Source organism: Streptomyces sp. a15, assembly GCF_059026085.1.
The window spans coordinates 42,321-60,902 of the sequence record NZ_JBWLKM010000056.1 but is presented as its reverse complement, the minus strand read 5'-3'; the positions used below and the strand labels follow the sequence as shown (position 1 = coordinate 60,902).

The 18,582-nt window shown below is 71.6% G+C and carries 16 protein-coding genes; 8 read left to right on the top strand and 8 right to left on the bottom strand.

Going from position 1 to position 18,582, the window contains the following annotated elements:
- Positions 1-292: 292 nt before the first annotated feature.
- Entirely contained in the window at positions 293-1,789 is a 1,497-nt protein-coding gene (locus AC5P09_RS36970; RefSeq protein WP_493878078.1) for an alpha/beta hydrolase, read from the top strand.
- A 35-nt stretch (positions 1,790-1,824) separates the two neighbouring features.
- On the opposite strand, the gene AC5P09_RS36965 is transcribed toward AC5P09_RS36970, so the two are convergent.
- A complete protein-coding gene (locus AC5P09_RS36965) occupies positions 1,825-2,973 on the bottom strand; it encodes an abortive phage infection protein (RefSeq protein WP_493878077.1) in 1,149 nt (382 codons plus the stop codon).
- A 153-nt stretch (positions 2,974-3,126) separates the two neighbouring features.
- Between AC5P09_RS36965 and bla the strand changes: the two genes are divergently transcribed.
- Complete coding sequence (gene bla, locus AC5P09_RS36960; RefSeq protein WP_493878076.1) at positions 3,127-4,002, top strand: class A beta-lactamase; 876 nt, start codon at positions 3,127-3,129, stop codon at positions 4,000-4,002.
- Here bla and AC5P09_RS36955 read toward each other — a convergent pair.
- Positions 3,995-4,786 carry an AraC family transcriptional regulator gene (locus tag AC5P09_RS36955; RefSeq protein ID WP_493878075.1) on the bottom strand — a complete coding sequence of 264 codons (792 nt, stop codon included), beginning with the start codon at positions 4,784-4,786 and terminating at the stop codon, positions 3,995-3,997. The genes bla and AC5P09_RS36955 overlap by 8 nt on opposite strands.
- A gap of 56 nt (positions 4,787-4,842) precedes the next feature.
- Between AC5P09_RS36955 and AC5P09_RS36950 the strand changes: the two genes are divergently transcribed.
- Positions 4,843-5,415 carry a class I SAM-dependent methyltransferase gene (locus AC5P09_RS36950; protein ID WP_493878074.1) on the top strand — a complete coding sequence of 191 codons (573 nt, stop codon included), beginning with the start codon at positions 4,843-4,845 and terminating at the stop codon, positions 5,413-5,415.
- Here AC5P09_RS36950 and AC5P09_RS36945 read toward each other — a convergent pair.
- The gene (locus AC5P09_RS36945) at positions 5,389-5,853 is read right to left on the bottom strand and encodes a protein-tyrosine phosphatase family protein (protein ID WP_493878080.1); all 465 of its coding nucleotides are present in this window, start codon (positions 5,851-5,853) and stop codon (positions 5,389-5,391) included. The genes AC5P09_RS36950 and AC5P09_RS36945 overlap by 27 nt on opposite strands.
- A 90-nt stretch (positions 5,854-5,943) precedes the next feature.
- Between AC5P09_RS36945 and AC5P09_RS36940 the strand changes: the two genes are divergently transcribed.
- Together AC5P09_RS36940 and AC5P09_RS36935 are read left to right on the top strand one after the other, a co-directional pair.
- Positions 5,944-6,510, top strand: a complete 567-nt coding sequence (locus tag AC5P09_RS36940) for a SigE family RNA polymerase sigma factor (RefSeq protein WP_493878073.1) — start codon at positions 5,944-5,946, stop codon at positions 6,508-6,510.
- Positions 6,507-7,502: a hypothetical protein gene (locus tag AC5P09_RS36935; RefSeq protein WP_493878072.1), complete on the top strand. Its 996-nt coding sequence runs from the start codon at positions 6,507-6,509 to the stop codon at positions 7,500-7,502. The genes AC5P09_RS36940 and AC5P09_RS36935 overlap by 4 nt, the downstream gene beginning before the upstream one ends.
- Before the next feature lie 426 nt (positions 7,503-7,928).
- Here the strand turns inward: AC5P09_RS36935 and AC5P09_RS36930 are convergent, their stop codons facing one another.
- From AC5P09_RS36930 to leuA, 5 genes are all read right to left on the bottom strand, one after another.
- Complete coding sequence (locus AC5P09_RS36930; protein WP_307674714.1) at positions 7,929-8,609, bottom strand: response regulator transcription factor; 681 nt, start codon at positions 8,607-8,609, stop codon at positions 7,929-7,931.
- Positions 8,606-9,835, bottom strand: coding sequence for a sensor histidine kinase (locus AC5P09_RS36925; protein WP_493878071.1), 1,230 nt, complete (start codon positions 9,833-9,835; stop codon positions 8,606-8,608). The genes AC5P09_RS36930 and AC5P09_RS36925 overlap by 4 nt, the downstream gene beginning before the upstream one ends.
- A 68-nt stretch (positions 9,836-9,903) precedes the next feature.
- Positions 9,904-11,985, bottom strand: a complete 2,082-nt coding sequence (locus AC5P09_RS36920) for an MMPL family transporter (protein WP_493878070.1) — start codon at positions 11,983-11,985, stop codon at positions 9,904-9,906.
- A gap of 147 nt (positions 11,986-12,132) precedes the next feature.
- Positions 12,133-12,828, bottom strand: a complete 696-nt coding sequence (locus tag AC5P09_RS36915; protein WP_493878069.1) for a tellurite resistance TerB family protein — start codon at positions 12,826-12,828, stop codon at positions 12,133-12,135.
- A gap of 331 nt (positions 12,829-13,159) precedes the next feature.
- The gene (gene leuA, locus AC5P09_RS36910) at positions 13,160-14,890 is read right to left on the bottom strand and encodes a 2-isopropylmalate synthase (protein WP_493878068.1); all 1,731 of its coding nucleotides are present in this window, start codon (positions 14,888-14,890) and stop codon (positions 13,160-13,162) included.
- 323 nt (positions 14,891-15,213) lie between these two features.
- On the opposite strand from leuA, the gene AC5P09_RS36905 reads away from it, so the two are divergent.
- From AC5P09_RS36905 to AC5P09_RS36895, 3 genes are all read left to right on the top strand, one after another.
- Entirely contained in the window at positions 15,214-16,284 is a 1,071-nt protein-coding gene (locus tag AC5P09_RS36905; protein WP_493878067.1) for a M4 family metallopeptidase, read from the top strand.
- Positions 16,285-16,305: 21 nt separating this feature from the next.
- Positions 16,306-16,572, top strand: coding sequence for a protealysin inhibitor emfourin (locus tag AC5P09_RS36900; protein WP_493878066.1), 267 nt, complete (start codon positions 16,306-16,308; stop codon positions 16,570-16,572).
- A gap of 94 nt (positions 16,573-16,666) precedes the next feature.
- Positions 16,667-17,992, top strand: a complete 1,326-nt coding sequence (locus AC5P09_RS36895) for a GH1 family beta-glucosidase (RefSeq protein ID WP_493878065.1) — start codon at positions 16,667-16,669, stop codon at positions 17,990-17,992.
- Positions 17,993-18,582 lie beyond the last annotated feature (590 nt).

Sequence of the window (18,582 nt, the reverse complement as noted above, 5' to 3'; positions counted from 1 at the left end):
GCCGGTGCGGACACGGTTGCCGCCTGGATCGGGGACATGCTCGACCGTCCCCGTCCCCGCCAGCGATCAGCGAAGGCGCCGCTGCATCCGGAGACGGGACTGGCGAACGCGACCGAAATCGCAGCCGGAGTTGGTCCGTTCCTCCGTGCTCGATGCCCTGCTCAGCGCCGGCAGCCCGCACCTGAAGGACGTGACTCTGGAACTGCTGCACGCCGCTGTGGGGGTAACCCCGCCCTGAACACGGGAGCTACCCGGATGTGGCCGACCGTCAGGTTCCGCGAGGCTCGTTCGCATGACGCAGATCAAGAGAAACGCCGCCCTGATCGCCACCTCCGCCGTCCTCCTCGGACTCACCGCCCCCCTCACCACGTCCGCCTCCGCCTCCGCCGCCGCCTCCGCCGCCACTCCCTCTCTCCGGTGGACCAAGTGCACGGGCACCGGCCTCGACCCCCGCCAACAGTGCGCCACCCTCGAAGTGCCGATGGACCACACCCGCCCGGGCGGCAGGAAGATCGGCGTCGCCGTCTCGCGCATCCCCGCGGAGGACCCCGGCACCCGGCGCGGCGCGCTGATGCTGATCCCGGGCGGGCCGGGCGGATCCAGTCTCAACGACCCGTCCGGCAAGGGGCAGAAACTGCCCCAGGACGTGCGCGACACCTACGACCTGATCGGCTTCGCCCCGCGCGGGGTCGCCCCCTCCACCTCCGTCGACTGCGGGCTCGAGCACGCCGACCTCGCCCTCTCGAAGCTGCGGCCGTGGCCCGCCGCGGACGGTTCCGTCGCCGAGAACATGGTCACCGCGCAGCGTCTGGCGGACGCCTGCGCCCGTAACGGCGGCGAGTTGATGCGGCACATCGACACGGTCGCCGAGGCCCGCGACCTCGACCGCATCCGGGCGGCGCTCGGAGAGCGGAAGATCTCCGCGTGGGGAGTGTCGTACGGGACGTACGTCGGCTCGGTCTACAGCCAGTTGTTCTCGCAGCGCACCGACCGGATCGTGCTGGACAGCAACGACGACCCCGATCCCACCCGCGTCTCCCGCGCCTGGCTCGCCGGGCACGAGCAGGGCGTCGAGGACGTCTTCCCCGAGTTCGCGAAGTGGGCGTCGGCGCCGGACAACCCGGACCGGCTGGCCGGGACGGCGGCCGAGGTGCGGCCGCTGTTCCTGAAGCTGGCCGCGCGGCTCGACCGGAAGCCCATCCCGTGGCCCGGTGCCAACCCCGAGGAGCTCAACGGCAACGTGCTGCGCCAGACGCTGCTGGACACCTTGTACTCGCCCAGCCGCTTCCCCGCCCTGGCCAAGCTGATCCTGGCCGCCCGGGCCGGCACCGTGCCGCCCGCGCCGGCCGCCCCGCCGGAGCAGGTCCTGCAGAACGTCGCCGCGGTCGGCGCCGCGACCCTGTGCAACGACGTCGCGTGGCCCGCGTCGGCCGCCGAGTACCAGAAGGGCGTCGACGAGAGCCGGGTCACGTACCCGCTGACCGCGGGCATGCCGCGCAACGCGATGGTGTGCGCCGCCTGGCCGACCCCGCCGAAGCAGGCGCCGGTACGGATCACCGACCGCGGGCCGTCCAACATCCTGCTCGTGCAGAACGAACGGGACGTCGCCACCCCGCTCGCCGGCGCCCTCAAGCTCCGCCGCGCCCTCGGCGACCGTGCCGTCATGGTCACCGTGAACTCCACCGGCCACGACGCCTACCTCGCCCACGGCAACGCCTGCGGGGACGAGACGGTGTCCCGCTTCCTCGCCACGGGTGAGCGGCCCGACGCGGACGTCTACTGCGACTGACGTCTACCGCGGCTGACGTCTACCGCGACTGACGTCTACCGCGACTGACGGGAGCGGCACGCCCCGGCATAGCGTCGGGCCAGGGCGTGGAACGCCTCCTTCGGCTCCCAGTGCCAACCCGAACTCGGGTCGCCCGGACGGTCCTTGATGGATTTGGTGATGCTGTAGCTCGCCAGGTCGAGGTCGTAGCGCGGGTCGTCGGGGCGGTGCGGGGCGTCGGCGGTGACGAACTCGAAAGCCATCGCCGCGTACAGGCCCATGGACTCGAAGACGTCGAGCAGATCGGTGAGATAGGCGGCCTGGACGCGCTCGCTGCGTACCAGGTCGCCCTTGATCTCCGGCGGGTCCTTCTCGTAGTCGACGATGGACCAGCCCATGCCGCCGGCCTCGGGAGCACCGACGTACGTGCACGTGCCGAACTCCGTGATCGCGAGGGGCTTGCCCCACCGGAGATACTTCTTCAGCTCCGTTACGTAGGCGCTCCGGTCGCGGAAGTACGAGTAGTAGTCGATGCCGACGACGTCGAAGAGGTTCCAGTCGACCTGGTCGTCCTGGCCGGCGGCGTAGCTCAGCCGGCCGCGGAAGACCGAGCGGCCCACCTTCGCCGCCTTCGCGGTGAAGCGGTCCAGGCGCCGCTGCATCTGCTCCCAGTCGACCGTGCCGTTCTGCAGGTTCTCGATGCGCTCCAGGACGTTCTCCCCCGGCACGATCCCGGGCACGAACAGCCAGAACTCGCAGCCCACACTGAGGTCCACGCTCGCGCCCTGCCGCCGCAGCCGCTCCGCGAACCGTCCGGTCTCCGCGAGGTGTTCGAGGATGTCCCCCTCCGGGACGTCCCCGAGGGTCGGCTGGAGCCACACGTGCAGTCCGCGCTCGGCGGCTTCGGCGGCGGTGGCGGTGAGGCGTTCGACGCCGTCGCCGGTGACATCGAGGGTGTCGGCGTGCAGGTCCTCGCGGATCGCGCGGACGTCGGCACGCATGCGGGCGGTGCTGAAGGCCGTGCCGGGGGTCTCGCCGGCCCCGACGGTGTACACGATGCCGTGGTGCCTCAGCCCGCGTCCGGTCGGCGCGGCCTCCCGTGCGGTCGCCACGGCCGGGCGTGCGGGCAGTGTCGCCGCCGCGACTCCCAGGGCCGCCGCACCGGCCAGGAACTGTGCTCGGTTGATCCCCTTCGTCTTCTCCATGCCGTCACTGTGCCGAGCGCGAGCGCGCACCGCCGTCCTCCGATGGTCTACGACCCCGCAACCAAGGGATGAGATCCGGCGTCGGTCACTGAAGAGATCGTCGACGCACATCGAACGAAGGAGAAAAAGATCTTAGGCTCCGCCACCTCCCCGATGACCCGACGCACACTCCTCGCGGCCGGCACCGCCACCGCGGCCACGCTGCTCACCAGCGTTCCCGCGCACGCCACCGGCGACCCGGGCGTCACCGCCCGCCTCCGCCGCCTGGAGGAGCGGCACGGCGCCCGGCTGGGCGTGTTCGCCCACAACCTCGCCACCAAGCGGTCCGTCCGCCACCGCGCCGACGAGCTGTTCCCGATGTGCTCCCTGTTCAAGACGCTCGCGTCCGCGGCCGTCCTGCGCGACCTGGACCGGAACGGCGAGTTCCTGGCCCGCCGTATCCACTACACGGAGGCCGACCTGCCGGCGACGGGTTCCGACAAGACCAGGGAGCACCTGGCCGAGGGCATGACCGTCGCCGAACTCGCCGAGGTGGCCATCACCTACAGCGACAACGGCGCGGGCAACCTCCTCCTGCGCGAACTCGGCGGCCCCACCGCGATCACCCGCTTCGCCCGCTCCCTCGGCGACCCGGTGACGCGCCTCGACCGCTGGGAGACGGATCTCAACTCGGCCGAGCCATGGCGGATCACGGACACGACGAGCCCGTACGCCATCGGCCGCACCTACGGCCGACTGGCCCTCGGCGAGGCACTGGACCGCCGGGACCGCGCCCTGCTCGCGCACTGGCTGCTGAACAACACGACCAGCGGCAAGCGCTTTCGCGCGGGCCTCCCGACGACCTGGACGATCGCCGACAAGACGGGCTCCGGCTCCTACGGCACCACCAACAACGTGGGCATCGCCTGGACCGACACCGGCGCCCCCGTCGTCCTGTCCGTCCTGTCGACCAAGCCCGCCCGGGACGCGGCCTGGGACGACGCCTTGGTCGCGGACACGGCGGCGCTGCTCGCCGAAGCCCTCAGCTGACCGGGAAGTACTGCCTCGGGGTCACCCCGACCAGCCGGTGGAACGCGGCGGTGAAGGAGCTGGCCGTCGCATAGCCGACGCGGTGGGCCACCGACTCGATCGGCAGGCCCGCCGCGAGGTACGGCATCGCCGACTGCATCCGCGCCCGCTCCCGCCACTGCCCGAAGGAAAGGCCCGTCTCCGCGACGAAGAGCCGGGCCAAGGTCCGTGCGCTGGCACCGACTTGGCCTCCCCAGTCGGCGAGGCTCCGGCCGTCCGCGGGGTCGGCCCGCAGCGCCTCGGCCACCGTGCGGGCGCGCGGGTCGCGGGGCAGGGGCGCGGAAACGCTGGTGACCGGCACCGGACGCAGCTCGTCGAGGAGGACAGCCTCGGCGCGTGACCGGGCGTCCGGGGCCAGACCCGGGCTGATCAGGTGGTCGATGAGCGCCCGCAGCAAGGGAGTCACCGCCACCACGGTCGGCTCGCGCCAGTCGATGTGCGGGCAGCACTCCGGATCGACGTACGCACTGCGCATGACAGCGTCCCCCGCCGACTCCGTGGCGTGCACGACCCTCGCCGGGATCCACAGGGCCAGCGACGGCGGCAGCAGCCACACCCCCTGCTCGCTGCGCACCCGCAGCAACCCCTTGGCCGACCAGGCGAGTTGATGGAAGTCATGCCAGTGCGTGGTGAAGGCGCTGCCGCGCGGCATGCTGAAGTGACCGACGAAGATGCCCGAACCGGCGGCGCCGTACGGGCGGTACTGTCCGTTCGGCTGTCCGTTCGACTGTCCGTTCGGCGACATGGGACGGCACACTAGCGCGTGGCGGACGGCCGTACGCCCCGCCTAGCGTCGATGGCATGCCGATGAACCGAGCCCACCGCAGGATCTGCAGCTCCGAGAACTGGGCGCAGAAGACCAAGGACCTCATACTCCCCTGGGCGCTGGAACACGTGGACCTCGGCGCGGACGTACTGGAGATCGGCCCGGGCTACGGCGCCAACCTCCGTGTCCTCGCCGACCTGGTGCCCCGTCTGACGGCCGCCGAGATCGACGCGGACACGGTCCGGCTGCTCCAGGACAAGTGGGGCGACCGCGCCCGCATCCTCCTCGCGGACGGCGCCGAACTCCCCCTGCCGGGGGCGTCCTTCGACTCCGTCGTCTGCTTCACGATGCTCCACCACGTGCCCACGGCCGCCCACCAGGACCGCATCTTCGCCGAGGCGTTCCGCGTCCTGCGCCCAGGCGGCACCTTCGCCGGCAGCGACAGCCAGCCGGGCCTGCGCTTCCGCATCCTCCACTTCCGGGACACGATGAACACCCTCGACCCGGCGGGTCTGCCCGCCCGCCTCAAGGAAGCCGGCTTCACGGACGTGTCCGTCGACACGCACCCGCAGAGCGGCGGCCTACGCTTCCGCGCCCGCCGCCCCTGAACCCGCCGCCGCCCCGAACCGCCGTACGTACCGCCGCTGCCACGGCGTCTCCACCGCGTGCCGGTCGTAGTGGCGGCGGACGTACGCGACGGCCTCCCCGGCCGGCACGCCGTCCAGCACCGCGAGACACGCCAACGCCGTGCCCGTACGGCCGCGACCGCCGCCGCAGGCCAGCTCCACGCGCTCGCCGGCGGCCCGCTCCCAGGCCTCGGTGAGGACCGCGCGGGCCACCGCGTGGTCGGCGGGCAGCCGGAAGTCGGGCCAGCGCAGCCAGCGGGACTCCCACTCCACGGCGGGCGGCTGCCGGCCGAGCAGATAGATGCCGTACGACGGGCTCGGCGCCCCCGGTTCCAGGGGGTGCCGCAGGCCCCGGCCCCGCACCAGCCGCCCGGAAGGCAGCCGCAGCACCCCGGTGTCCCGCTCGTCCCACCGCTCCATACTCACCACGAGCCCATTCCAACCCGGCATCGGATCCCGGGCAACCGAATCCGGCGGAACGGTGGTCTGGAGGGCGAGGGAGGGTGCTTGATGCAGGCCGAACAAGAGGCCCAGTTCCAGGAATTCGTCAGAGCCCGGTGGTCCCGGCTGGTACGGACCGCCTATCTGCTCACCGGCGACGTGCACCACGCCGAGGACCTGACGCAGACGGCGCTGGCGAAGGCGTACCGCTCCTGGCGGCGCGTGTCGCGCAGTGACAGCCCGGAGGCGTACGTCCGCCGGATGCTGGTCAGCTGCAACAGCGACCGGTTCCGCAAGCGGCGCGTCAGGGAGTCGCTGACCGCGGCGCCGCCGGAGACGGCGGGGCGCGACGAGGCCGTGTCACGGGTCGACGAGCGCGGTGTGCTGCTCGGCGCGCTGGCCGGGCTGCCGCCGAAGCAGCGGGCGGTGATCGTCATGCGGTACTGGGAGGACCTGTCCGAGGCGGAGGTCGCCGAAATGCTCGGCTGCTCCCCCGGCACGGTCAAGAGCCAGGCGTCCAAGGGGCTGGCGCAGTTGCGTACATATCCGGGGCTCGCTCAGGTCATGGACCGGCCCGAGCAGAGTCGCACGTCATCCGCCGGCACGTCGTCCGCCGGGCAGGGAGGAACCAGGTGAGCGAGGAACAAGCTCAGGGTCAGGGTCAGGGTCAGGGTCAGGGTCAGGGTCAGGGTCAGGGTCAGGGTGAGGGAACGGAAGCCGAGGGGGGCTTCGAGGAGCAGCTGCGTGAGTTGCTCGCCGAGGACGCCTACACGATCCGGCCCTCGGCCGCGCCGTACCCCGCGATCCGGCGCCGGGGCGTGGTGGAGCGGCGGCGCCGGGTGGCGGTGGCCGGGGCGGTGCTGGTGACGCTGGCCGCGGTGCCGGTGGGGGCGTACGCGGTGGGGGGTTCGGGCGGGGGGTCGGTCACGGCGTCGCCGCAGTCGTCGGTCAGCGCCTCGCGGGCGTCGACGCCGACGCCCTCTCCCTCGCCGACGCCGTCCGGGCCCGCCGGGCCGGCCACGCCGGGGCAGCTGCTCGACGGGATCACGCTCGCGCAGGCCGCGGACGGGCTGGAGAAGTGCCTCGCCTACGACCGGGACCGAACGGAGCACGGCGGCGGGCTGGACCTGAACCTGGGGACGGCCGACAGCTACCGGATCATCCTGGCGATGAACAGCACCGGCGATCTCAACGCGCCCGGTGACGGCATCTACGTCGTCGCCGTGAAGGAGAAGCCGCAGGAGACCCGGCTGATCTGCAACATCAAGGACGGCGAGGCCTCGGGGCTCAACACCAGCGGCGGCAGTGACCGGTTGCCGGATTCCCCGCCCGTGCTGGCCGACATCAACGGCGGCAAGCTGTACCAGCAGTCGTTCCTCGACAAGGGGAACTGGAAGTTGCCGTTCCGGTGGGGGTTCATCGGCACGGTGGTTCCTTCGGTGGCGAAGGTGACCGTCTCCTACGGCGGCGCCACGAGCGAGGCCACGCTCGACGACGGCTGGTTCGTCGCGTCCGGCGTCCTGAACAAGCAGGTCACCGTCGCACCCCACATCAAGGGCTACGACGCCGGCGGCAAGCTCATCTACGACTCCGACAAGGACAAGTCCTACCAGAAGACCCTCCCGTAACGACCACGCCCCGGAGCCGGCGGCTACTGCGAGAGGCCTCTCGCCCCCGCCGCCCCTACCCGTCCCATCCCCCAGGGGCGCCGCCCCTTCAACCCCGTCCCAGGGGGCTCCGCCCCCTGAACCCCCGGCCTCGCCCACCCACCACCCGACTCGGCCAGCCAAGAAGTGACCCTCTACCTGCCGACTCGGTCGGGCGAGAAGTGCCCCTTGACCCGCCGACTCGGTCGGACGACAGGCAGCCCTCGACCTCCACCTCTCGACCCACCGAGTCGGGTGGTGGGTGGGCAAAGGCCGGGGGTCTGGGGGCGGAGCCCCCAGGAACGCGCACCCCCACACACCCGTCACCCGCGCCCCCTCCGGGAAGGCGGGCATAGGCCGGGGGTCGGGGGGCGGAGCCCCCAGGGACGTGCGCACTCGTCGGACCCGTCACCCGCCGCCCCCCGGCGTCACCATCCCCGACTCGTACCCCACGATGACCAGTTGGGCCCGGTCCCGCGCTCCCAGCTTGCCCATGATGCGGCTGACGTGGGTCTTCGCCGTCAGCGGGCTCAGTCCCAACGCCTCCGCGATCTCCGTGTTGTTGAGGCCACGCGCGACCAACACCAGCACCTCACGCTCCCGTTCCGACAGACATTCGGGCCCACCCCCCGTCACGGACCCCGACACCGACACCGACGGACTGCGCAGGAACCGCTCGATCAGCCGAGCCGTCGGCCCCGGTGACAGCAGCGCCTCCCCCGCCGCCACCGTACGGATCGCGTCGAGGAGATCGGCCGGCCGCGTGTCCTTCACCAGAAACCCGGACGCCCCCGCCCGCAGCGCCTCGACGATGTTCTCGTCCGTGTCGTAGGTGGTGAGGACCAGCACCTTCACCCCCGCGAGATCCTCGTCCGCGGCGATCAGCCGGGTCGCCTCGATGCCGTCGAGGTCGGGCATCCGGACGTCCATCACCACAAGGTCGGCCCGCGCGCCGCGCGCGAGTTCCACGGCCTCCCGCCCGGTGCCCGCCTGTCCGACCACCTCCATGTCCCGAGCCGACTCGACGAGCATCGAGAAGGCCTCCCGTACGAGCGTCTGGTCGTCGGCGAGCAGTACGCGGATGGTCATCCGGTTCCCCCTACAGGCATCACGGGCGCGGCGGCGAGCGGCAGTACCGCGCTCACCTCGAAGCCGCCCCGCCCCCGCGGCCCGGCGTCGAGTGTGCCACCGACGCTGCGGGCCCGCTCCCGCATTCCGACCAGCCCGTACCCCGGCGTGCCGCCCGGCGTGGGCCCGGTGCCGTCGTCGGTCACCGACAGGTGCAGGGCGCCCTCCGCCTCGTACATCTCGACGCGTACGGCGGGTCCGGGCCCGGCGTGCCGTACCGCGTTGGTCAGCGCCTCCTGCACGATCCGGTACACGGCGGCGCCGACAGCCGGCGGCGCCTGCCGCACCCGGACGTCGGGCTCGACGCGGGCGCCCGCGAGCCGTGCCGCCTCCACCAGGTCGGGCACGCCGTCGAGGCCGGGCAGCGGGCCGCGCGCGTCGCCGTGTTCGGAGGCCCGCAGCACCTCCAGCGTCGTACGGAGTTCCCCGCGCGCGCTCCGGCAGGTCTCGGAGATGTCGTCGAGGGCCTTGGCAACCGTCTCCCGGTCGAGGCGCTCGGGGTCGGCGGCCAGGACGTGCGCGGCGACGGAGGTCTGGACGCCGATGAGGGTGATGCTGTGCGCGAGCAGGTCGTGCAGGTCACGGGCGATGCGCAGGCGCTCCTCGGCGACCCGGCGGCGGGCCTCCTCCTCGCGGGTGCGTTCGGCGCGCTCGGCGCGTTCGACGATGGCGGCGATGTACTGGCGGTAGAAGCGGACGTCGATGCCGATGAAGAGCACGGCGATGATCCAGCCGGAGATCCGCAGCAGCTCGACGGCCTCCTTGGGATCGACGGTCAGCATCACGCTCAGCGAGACGAGGACTACGGCGGCGCCGGTCAGGATCGTGCGCAGGGGGCGCCCGGTGACCGCGACCGTGTAGAGCGCGACGTACGCCACGGGGGTCGGCGCGCTGTGGTTGTTGTCGAGGGCGTGGTACGGCACGATCAGCGCCACTACCAGGGCGAGCACCAGCATCGGGCTGCGCCGCCGCCACACGATCGGCACATGGGCGGCGAGCAGCAGCGTCCAGCCGAGTGGGTCCGGGCGGCGGCCGTCGTCGGTGAACAGCCCGATGCAGACGCCTGCCACGACGAGCGCGAGCGCCAGCAGCGCGTCGTTGCGGGGGCCGTGCGGGGCGTTTTGGGGGTCGCGGCCGATCGCGGCGAGAACTCGCTCGCCGATACGGGGCCGACTGATCTCCTGCACGGACCCATCCTCCGCCACGAGGGCGCCCCTCCGGGAGAGGAGGGACGCCCCGACGGTGTGCGAACGGCTCACACCGGCTCCGGCTGGCGTTCCAGTGGCTCCGGTTCCGGGATCCGCGACAGCTTCCCGGGCCACCACACCTTCCGGCCGAGCAGCACGCTCGCCGTGGTCACCAGGTACGTCCGGACGAGGAAGGTGTCGAGGAGCACCCCGACCGCGATGACGAACCCGAGCTCGACCATCCCCACCAGAGGCAGCGTGGTGAGCACGGCGAACGTCGCGGCGAGCACGACGCCCGCGGAGGCGATGACCCCGCCGGTGGTGCGCAGGGCGGTGAGCGCCGCGGTCTGCGGTTCGGCGCCGTTCACGGACTCCTCGCGCATCCGGTGCATCAGGAAGATGCCGTAGTCGACGCCCAGTGCCACCAGGAAGACGAAGGACAGCAGTCCGAGTCCGGGGTCGGTGCCCCCGAAGTCGAGCACCGGTCCGAAGACCAGGCCGCCGATGCCGAGCGCAGCGCCCCACACCGCGACCACGGCGACCAGCAGCATCAGCGGCGCGACGAGGCTGCGCAGCAGGAACACGAGGATCAGGAACACGGCGGCGAGCACCAGCGGCACGACCACCATGCGGTCCCGGGACTGGCTGTCGGCCAGGTCGATCTGCTGGGCGCTGGGCCCGCCGACGTAGGCGCCGTAGGAGCCGTCGAGGCTGTCGCGCAGCGCCTCGATGGTCTTCGTCTCGCCCGCCGACTCGGGGGCCGCGGTGGTGAAGACGGCGATCTCGGTCCAGCTGTCGCCGCTGCGCCCGGCGGCCGCCTCGGCGACCCCGTCGGTCGCGCGGGCCTCGGCCAGGACGGCGCCCGCCTGGTCGGTGGGGGCGATGACGGTGACCGGCTGGCTGCTGCGCTCGGGGTACTCCCGGGCCAGCGTCTGCATCGCGGCGATCGACTCGGGCGCCTCGGTGAAGGAGTCCTCCTGCTTGAGGCTCCCGGGCAGGTTGAAGGCGCCGAGGGCGAGCGCGCCGAGGAGGACGGCACCGCCCGCGAGCACGGCGGCCGGCCTGCGGGTGGCCGAGGTGCCCATGGCGCCGAACAGGGAGCGCCGGGCCTTGGGCGTGCTGCCGAAGGCGGGGATCAGCGGCCAGAAGACCCGGCGCCCGAGCAGGACCAGGATCGCGGGCAGCAGCGTGGTCATGGCGACCAGCGCGGCGAGCACGCCGACCATGCCGACCGGCCCCATGCCGCTGCTGCTGTTCAGGTCGGCGGCGAGGAGGCACAGCAGGCCGGCCGCGACGGTCCCGGAGGAGGCGAGGATGGCCGGTCCGCAGCCGCGCAGGGCGGTGCGCATGGCGTCGTACGGCCGCTCGTGGCGTCGTAGCTCCTCGCGGTAGCGGGCGATCAGGAGGAGCGCGTAGTCGGTGCCGGCGCCGAGGACCAGGATGGTCATCACGCCGCCGCTCTGGCCGGTGATGGTGACGTCGAACAGTTCGTGCAGGCCGTATGCGGCGGCCATCGCCATGGCGGCGGCGACGCCCGCGACGGCGAGCGGGACCAGCCACAGGAACGGGCTGCGGTAGATGAGGATCAGCAGCACGGTGACCACGGCGAGCGTGGCCAGCAGCAGGGTGCCGTCGATGGTCTCGAAGACCTTGCTCATGTCGGTGTTGAGTGCGCCCGGGCCGCCGACCTCGACGCTGAGCCCCGCGCCGCTCTCGGCGATGTCGCGCACGCCGTCCACGAAGGCGTTGCGGGCCTCCTCGTCCTGGCCCGGCTGGTTGCTGGACACCGGGTACATGAGCGTGGAGCCGTCCTCGGACGGGATGCCCTGCGGGGTGCCGGAGAGGTCGTAGGCGCCACCGACCTCGGTGACCTGGTCGGCCGCGGTCTGCCGGTCGGCGGCGGTGAGCCCGCCGTCCCGGTGGTACACGAGCACCAGGTCGGTCGCCTCGCCGCCCGGCAACTCGTCCTGGACCCGGGCCACTTGGGTGGAGTCCGCGCTGTCGGGCAGGTAGTCGACCGCCCGGTTCTGCTGGACGTCGCTGAACTTCCCGGCGAGCGGTCCGACGAGCACGAGCGCGGCCAGCCACAGGCCGAGCACCGCCCAGGGCACTGCGCGCCGTCGCCGTGTAGGTGTCCTTGCGGCCCCCATGGACGGGCCTCCCTCCGGTCGGTGTGTCTGGGTCGCTTCCAGACTTCCGGTGGGGAGGGGGTGATACGTCGGACGGGAGGGCGAGTTGCGCGGTACTGCCCGGGGTGACGGGCGGGCCGAACTACTCCCGGGGGAGTATGGGGAGTATCAGGACGGCGTCCGCGCCGACACCAGCAGCCGGGTCACGTCGTCCGCGCAGAAGGTGAGGGCGGCGCCCACGGTGGCGAGGACCTCGCGCTCGCCCGGGGTGTACGGGCCGTCGGCGAGGGCGATCCGGGCGCCCTGCAGGAGGATCGATTCGCGGCCGGCCGGGGCGAGGTGCGGGGCCAGCGGGTCCAGCGCCTCGTGCAGCTCTATGGCCAGACCGGCTCCGCAGGGGCGGCCGTGGACCCGCCCGGTGTCCGCGGCCAGCGCCTCGACCAGGGCGTTCAGCTGCTCCTCCGTGCAGTCGTCGTAGCCGGCGGCGCGGACGGTGGCCGCGGCGGTCTCCAGGGACGTACGGGAACAGGTGCCGCCCGCCGACAGCACCGCGAGGGCGACCGTGTGGACGGCGTCCCTGAGCATCGCGGAGAAGCGGGTGGTCGTCGGGTGGTCGAGGATGTCCGTGCCGAAGTGGCGGCGGCAGGCCGCGCACTCCACGACGGGACCGGTCTCGCCGCGCGGCAGCACGGGCACACCGAGGAGGGTGAAGCGGCGACGGCCGGTCAGCCGCTGGAAGTTGCGGTCGCCTCCGCAGCCGGGGCAGAAGAACTCCCCGTCCCCGACGGGTGTCCACGCGGTACGGGTGCCCAGGAGGCGCGCAGGCCTGGCGGCATGGCCGTTTCGTCCCCGTCCTGGCAGCACGTCGCACCTCCGTAACGCCCCCACAGCCTTAAGGGCGCGGGAGGTGCCACCATCGGCAACATCGCCGCGCTTGCGTGATGTTAGCCACATTGAGGAGGCCGAGTCACCACCCCTGACGAGACCTTTCCGTGACCTGCACAGGTCAATGGCCGGAAAACGACGGACCCCGCCCGCCGATATACGGCAGGCGGGGCCTCAAAACGCCGGGCGCGGCAGCGTTTTTGAGGGGCGCGGGGCTTGCATTGAACATGCGGCTGGTCGCGCGGGCGCGACCAGCCCCAACGGCGCCGCAGAAAACCGACAACCCATCGCGGCACTGCCTGTCGCGGCCCTACCCAGCGGAGCGACCCGCGCGGTTGACGGCCGAGACGACCGCCTTCAGCGAGGCGCGTGTCGTGTTCGCATCGATGCCGATGCCCCACAGGACCTTGTCGTCGATCGCGCACTCGATGTAGGAGGCGGCCTGCGCGGACGCGCCCTCGCTCATCGTGTGCTCCGAGTAGTCGAGCAGCCGGGCGTCGATGCCGATGCCCTGCAGCGCGTGGAAGAACGCGGAGATCGGACCGTTGCCGGTGCCCACCAGGGTGGTCTCGACACCGTCCACCTCGGCCTCGACGGTCAGCGTGTCGATGCCGTCCGTGTCCGTCGTCGACTGGCCGTTCTTGACCTGAATACGGCCCCACGGGTTCTCGGGGTTGGGCAGGTACTCGTCCTGGAAGGTCGACCAGATGGCGCCGCCGGTGACCTCGCCGCCCTCGGCGTCCGTCTTGGCCTGGATGATCTTCGAGAACTCGATCTGCATCCGGCGGGGCAGGTCCAGCTTGTGGTCGTTCTTCAGGACGTACGCGATTCCGCCCTTGCCGGACTGCGAGTTGACCCGGATGACCGCCTCGTAGGAGCGGCCGACGTCCTTCGGGTCGATCGGCAGGTACGGCACCGCCCACTCGATGTCGTCGACGGTGACGCCCTTGGCGGCCGCGTCGGCCTCCATGGCGTCGAAGCCCTTCTTGATGGCGTCCTGGTGGGAGCCGGAGAAGGACGTGTAGACCAGGTCGCCCACGTACGGGTGGCGCGGGTGGACCTCCATCTGGTTGCAGTACTCCCACGTGCGACGGATCTCGTCGATGTCGGAGAAGTCGATCTGCGGGTCGACGCCCTGGGAGAACAGGTTCATGCCCAGGGTGACCAGGTCGACGTTGCCGGTGCGCTCGCCCTGCCCGAACAGACAGCCCTCGACGCGGTCGGCGCCGGCCATCAGCGCCAGCTCGGCGGCGGCGACGGCCGTACCGCGGTCGTTGTGCGGGTGGACGGAGACGCAGACGTACTCGCGGCGGGAGAGGTTGCGGCTCATCCACTCGAAGCGGTCCGCGTGGGTCGACGGGGTCGAACGCTCCACGGTGGCGGGCAGGTTGAGGATGATCTCGCGGCCCGGGCCGGGCTGGTAGACGTCCATCACCGCCTCGCAGACCTCCAGCGCGAAGTCCAGCTCGGTGTCGGTGAAGATCTCGGGGCTGTACTGGTAGCCGAACTCCGTCTCCGGGCCCAGCAGTTTCTCCGCGTACTCCATCACCAGCCGCGTGCCGTCCACGGCGATCTGCTTGATCTGGTCCTTGGAGCCACGGAAGACCACCCGGCGGAAGACCGGCGCGGTCGCGTTGTACAGGTGCACGGTGGCGCGCTTGGCGCCCTTCAGCGACTCCACGGTCCGCTCGATCAGGTCCTCGCGGGCCTGGGTCAGTACGGAGATGGTGACGTCGTCGGGGATGGCGCCGGGCTCCTCGACGATGGAGCGCACGAAGTCGAAGTCGGTCTGGCCGGAGGCCGGGAAGCCGACCTCGATCTCCTTGTAGCCCATCTTGACCAGCTGGTCGAACATCCGGCGCTTGCGCTCGGGCGACATCGGGTCGATCAGGGCCTGGTTGCCGTCGCGCAGGTCGGTGGAGAGCCAGCGGGGGGCGACGGTGATCCGGTTGTCCGGCCAGGTGCGGTCCGGGATGTCGACCTGCTCGTACTGGCCGTACTTGTGGATCGGCATGGAACTGGGCTGCTGGCGGTTCGCCATGATGCGGGGGCTCCTCGAAGGCGGGTCCTGAAGGACGGCCGACGGCGCAACGCCAAAACTCCGCGGGGAGGGGGTCGGCCTCGGTTACAGGCCCTCGCCGCGGCAGCTAAGGAGAAGCAGCCCGAATCGCATGATGCTCCGTAGCCTAGCCGAGCCACGCCTGTTGCGCGGGCCTGTATCAGTATGCGGGACCCCGGGGATCAATGGGACAAAAAGTGCGCCATACCACTCGGCCACGGAGAGTGAGGCTCCCTGTCCCCACATTTCACCAATCAAGGTTGCGAGTAGTGACAGTGAGATAACTCAGTGCAAGGGTGCCGGGCATGACGACGAACGGGGGCTTCGAGCCCGTCTTCTGCACTGTCGTACCGCCGCATGTCCTCGACAAGCTGGCCCGGAACGACGACCCCGCACTGTCCGGTCCCGCCCAGCGCACCCTGATGCGCGACAGCGAACTGCGCGCCAGGCGCCGCGTGACCACCGAGTTCCGTCTCGCGGCCGCCCCGACGGCGAAGGCACCGTCGGACCAGCCGCTGCGCACCATCTACGACGCCGAGCACAAGACCGACCTGCCCGGCACCAAGGTGCGCGCGGAGGGCTCGGAGCCCGGCCGGGACGCCACGGTCAACCGCGCCTACTCCGGCCTCGGCGCCACCTTCGAGCTCTTCCTCCAGGCCTACGGCCGCCACTCGATCGACGGCGACGGCCTGCCCCTGGACGCCACCGTCCACTACGACGAGAACTACGGCAACGCCTTCTGGAACGGCGAGCAGATGGTGTTCGGCGACGGCGACGGCGAGATCTTCCTCGACTTCACCATCCCGATCGACGTCATCGGCCACGAACTGGCACACGGCGTCACGCAGTACACCGCGAACCTCACCTACTTCGGCCAGCCGGGCGCCCTCAACGAGTCGATGTCCGACGTCTTCGGCTCACTCATCAAGCAGTACACGCTCGGCCAGACCGCCGCCGAGGCCGACTGGCTGATCGGCGCGGGCCTGCTCGCCCCGAGCGTCACCGGCAAGGCCCTGCGCTCCATGAAGGAACCGGGCAGCGCGTACGACGACGACGTCCTTGGCAAGGACCCGCAGCCCGCGACCATGGACGACTACGTCCGCACCGGCCGCGACAACGGCGGCGTCCACATCAACTCCGGCATCCCCAACCACGCGTTCTACCTGGCCGCCACCGCACTCGGCGGCCACGCCTGGGAGAAGGCGGGCCGGATCTGGTACGACGCACTGTCCGGCGGCGAGCTGTCGGAGCGCGCGTTCTTCGGCGACTTCGCGAAGCTCACGGTGAAGGCCGCGCGGGAGCGCTTCGGCGACGGCGGTGAGGAACTCCAGGCCGTGGAGAAGGCGTGGGAGCAGGTCGGGGTGCGCATTCTCTGACTCCGTACTAGACAGGGACCCATGCGTATTCAGGTGAGGCGCACGGGCGGTTTCGCGGGCATCGAGCGGCACGCCGAGGTGAACACCTCGGGCCGGACCGATGCCCACGAATGGCACGCCCTGGCCGAGAAGGCGGTGGCCGCCGGTCGGGGTACGCCGCCGGTCGGGGTGCCGGACGGCTTCAGCTACCAGATCACCGTGGACGGGAAGACCGTGTACTGCTCGGACCCCCGGCTGACGGAGGAGCAGCGGAAGCTGATCTCGAAGGTGCTCAAGGAAGGCGCGTAGGTCGTCTTCGGGGAGGGCGCGTGAGTCTTCTTTGAGGAGGGCGCGTAACTCGTTGTTCACGCCTGTCCGTTGACTTCCTTACCCGCGAGTACGGATGATCCGGCGCATGGCGACGAACCCGATACCCCAGTTCCCGGCGTTCCCCGACGGCTTCCTGTGGGGCGTCTCGACCTCGGCCCATCAGATCGAGGGAGCGGTGGACGCGCGCGAGCCGTCCGTCTGGGACACCTTCTCGGCCGAGCCGGGAAAGGTGAAGGACGGCTCCACGGCGGCGGTGGCCTGCGACCACTACCACCGCTACCGCGAGGACGTGGCCCTGCTGGCCGGCCTGGGCGTGGACGCGTACCGCTTCTCGATCTCCTGGCCGCGGGTGCGTGCGGCGGGGGGCCTGGACTTCTACGACCGTCTGGTCGACGAGCTGTGCGCGGCGGGCGTCCGCCCGGTCCCGACCCTCTTCCACTGGGACCTGCCGGTGTCGCTCGACTGGCTGGAGCGGGACACGGCGTCGCACTTCGCGGAGTACGTGTCGCTCGTGGCCGACCGTCTCGGCGACCGCGTGCAGAAGTGGGTCACGATCAACGAGCCCGCCGAACACACCCTCTTCGGGCATGCGCTCGGCGCCCACGCCCCCGGCAAGCAGCTGATGTTCGACGCGCTCCCGGCCGCCCACCACCAGCTCCTGGCCCACGGTCTGGCGGTACGGGCCCTGCGCGCGTCCGGCGCGACCGACATCGGCATCGCCAACTCCCACGGCCCGACGTGGGCGGCGTCGCAGGATCCCGCGGACCTGGAGGCGGCCGCCTTCTACGACCTCCTCCTCAACCGCCTGTTCGCGGACCCGGTGCTGCTCGGCGAATACCCGGAGGGCCTGGGCGAGTTGATGCCGGGCGACGTGGCGGCCGACCTGAAGGCCATCGGAGAGCCGCTGGACTGGTACGGCATCAACTACTACGCCCCGACCCGCGTGGGCGCCCCGCAGGGCGAGGACATCGAGTTCGGCGGCCTGACGATCCCGGCGGAACTCCCCTTCTCCGTACGTGAGATCGAGAACGTCCCCCTGACGGACTTCGGCTGGCCGGTGGTCCCCGAGGCCCTGACCGAACTGCTCACCGGCTTCCGGGACCGTTACGCCGACCGCCTCCCCCCGATCGTCATCACCGAGAACGGCTGCTCGTACGACGGCATCGACGACCAGCCCCGTATCACCTACCTGGACGGCCACATCCGCGCGCTGCACAACGCCGTCGATGCGGGCGTGGACGTCCGCGGCTACTTCGTCTGGTCCCTGCTCGACAACTTCGAGTGGGCGGAAGGCTACGCACGGCGGTTCGGCCTGGTCCACGTGGATTACGAGACGCTGACCAGAACCCCGAAGGCGTCGTACACATGGTTCGCAGACCTGCTGCGCTCCCTACGCTGAGCCCCCTGGGGGCTCCGCCCCCAGACCCCCGACCTATGCCCACCCACCACCCGACTCGCTTGGCCGAATGGCTGGCCACAGGACAAGGGTCGCCCTTACGGCACCGCCCCGCATCTCCCAGCCCTCCCCCTCCCCCGCCCAAGACCGTGATCAGCCGTCCCAAGCCCCCACCCACCCGCTGGGTGCAGGGCCGACAGCGGGGGCTGAGGGCGCAGCCTCCCAAGGCCCACCCCTGGCCCCACCGAGCCGGACGGCGGGTGGGCAAAGGCCCGGGGGTCTGGGGGCGGAGCCCCCAGGGCGGCGGTCACCTCTTGGCCGACCGAGACGGACGGCGGGCGGGCAAAGGCCGGGGGTCTGAGGGCGGAGCCCCCGGGCAGGACCCACCCCTCGACCCACCGAGACGAACGGCGGGTGGGCAAAGGCCCGGGGTCTGAGGGCGGACCCCCCGGGCAAGGCCCACCCCTCGACCCACCGAGACGAACGGCGGGTGGGCAAAGGCCCGGGGGTCTGAGCGCGGACCCCCCGGGCAGGACCCACCCCTCGACCCACCGAGACGAACGGCGGGCGGGCAAAGGCCCGGGGTCTGAGGG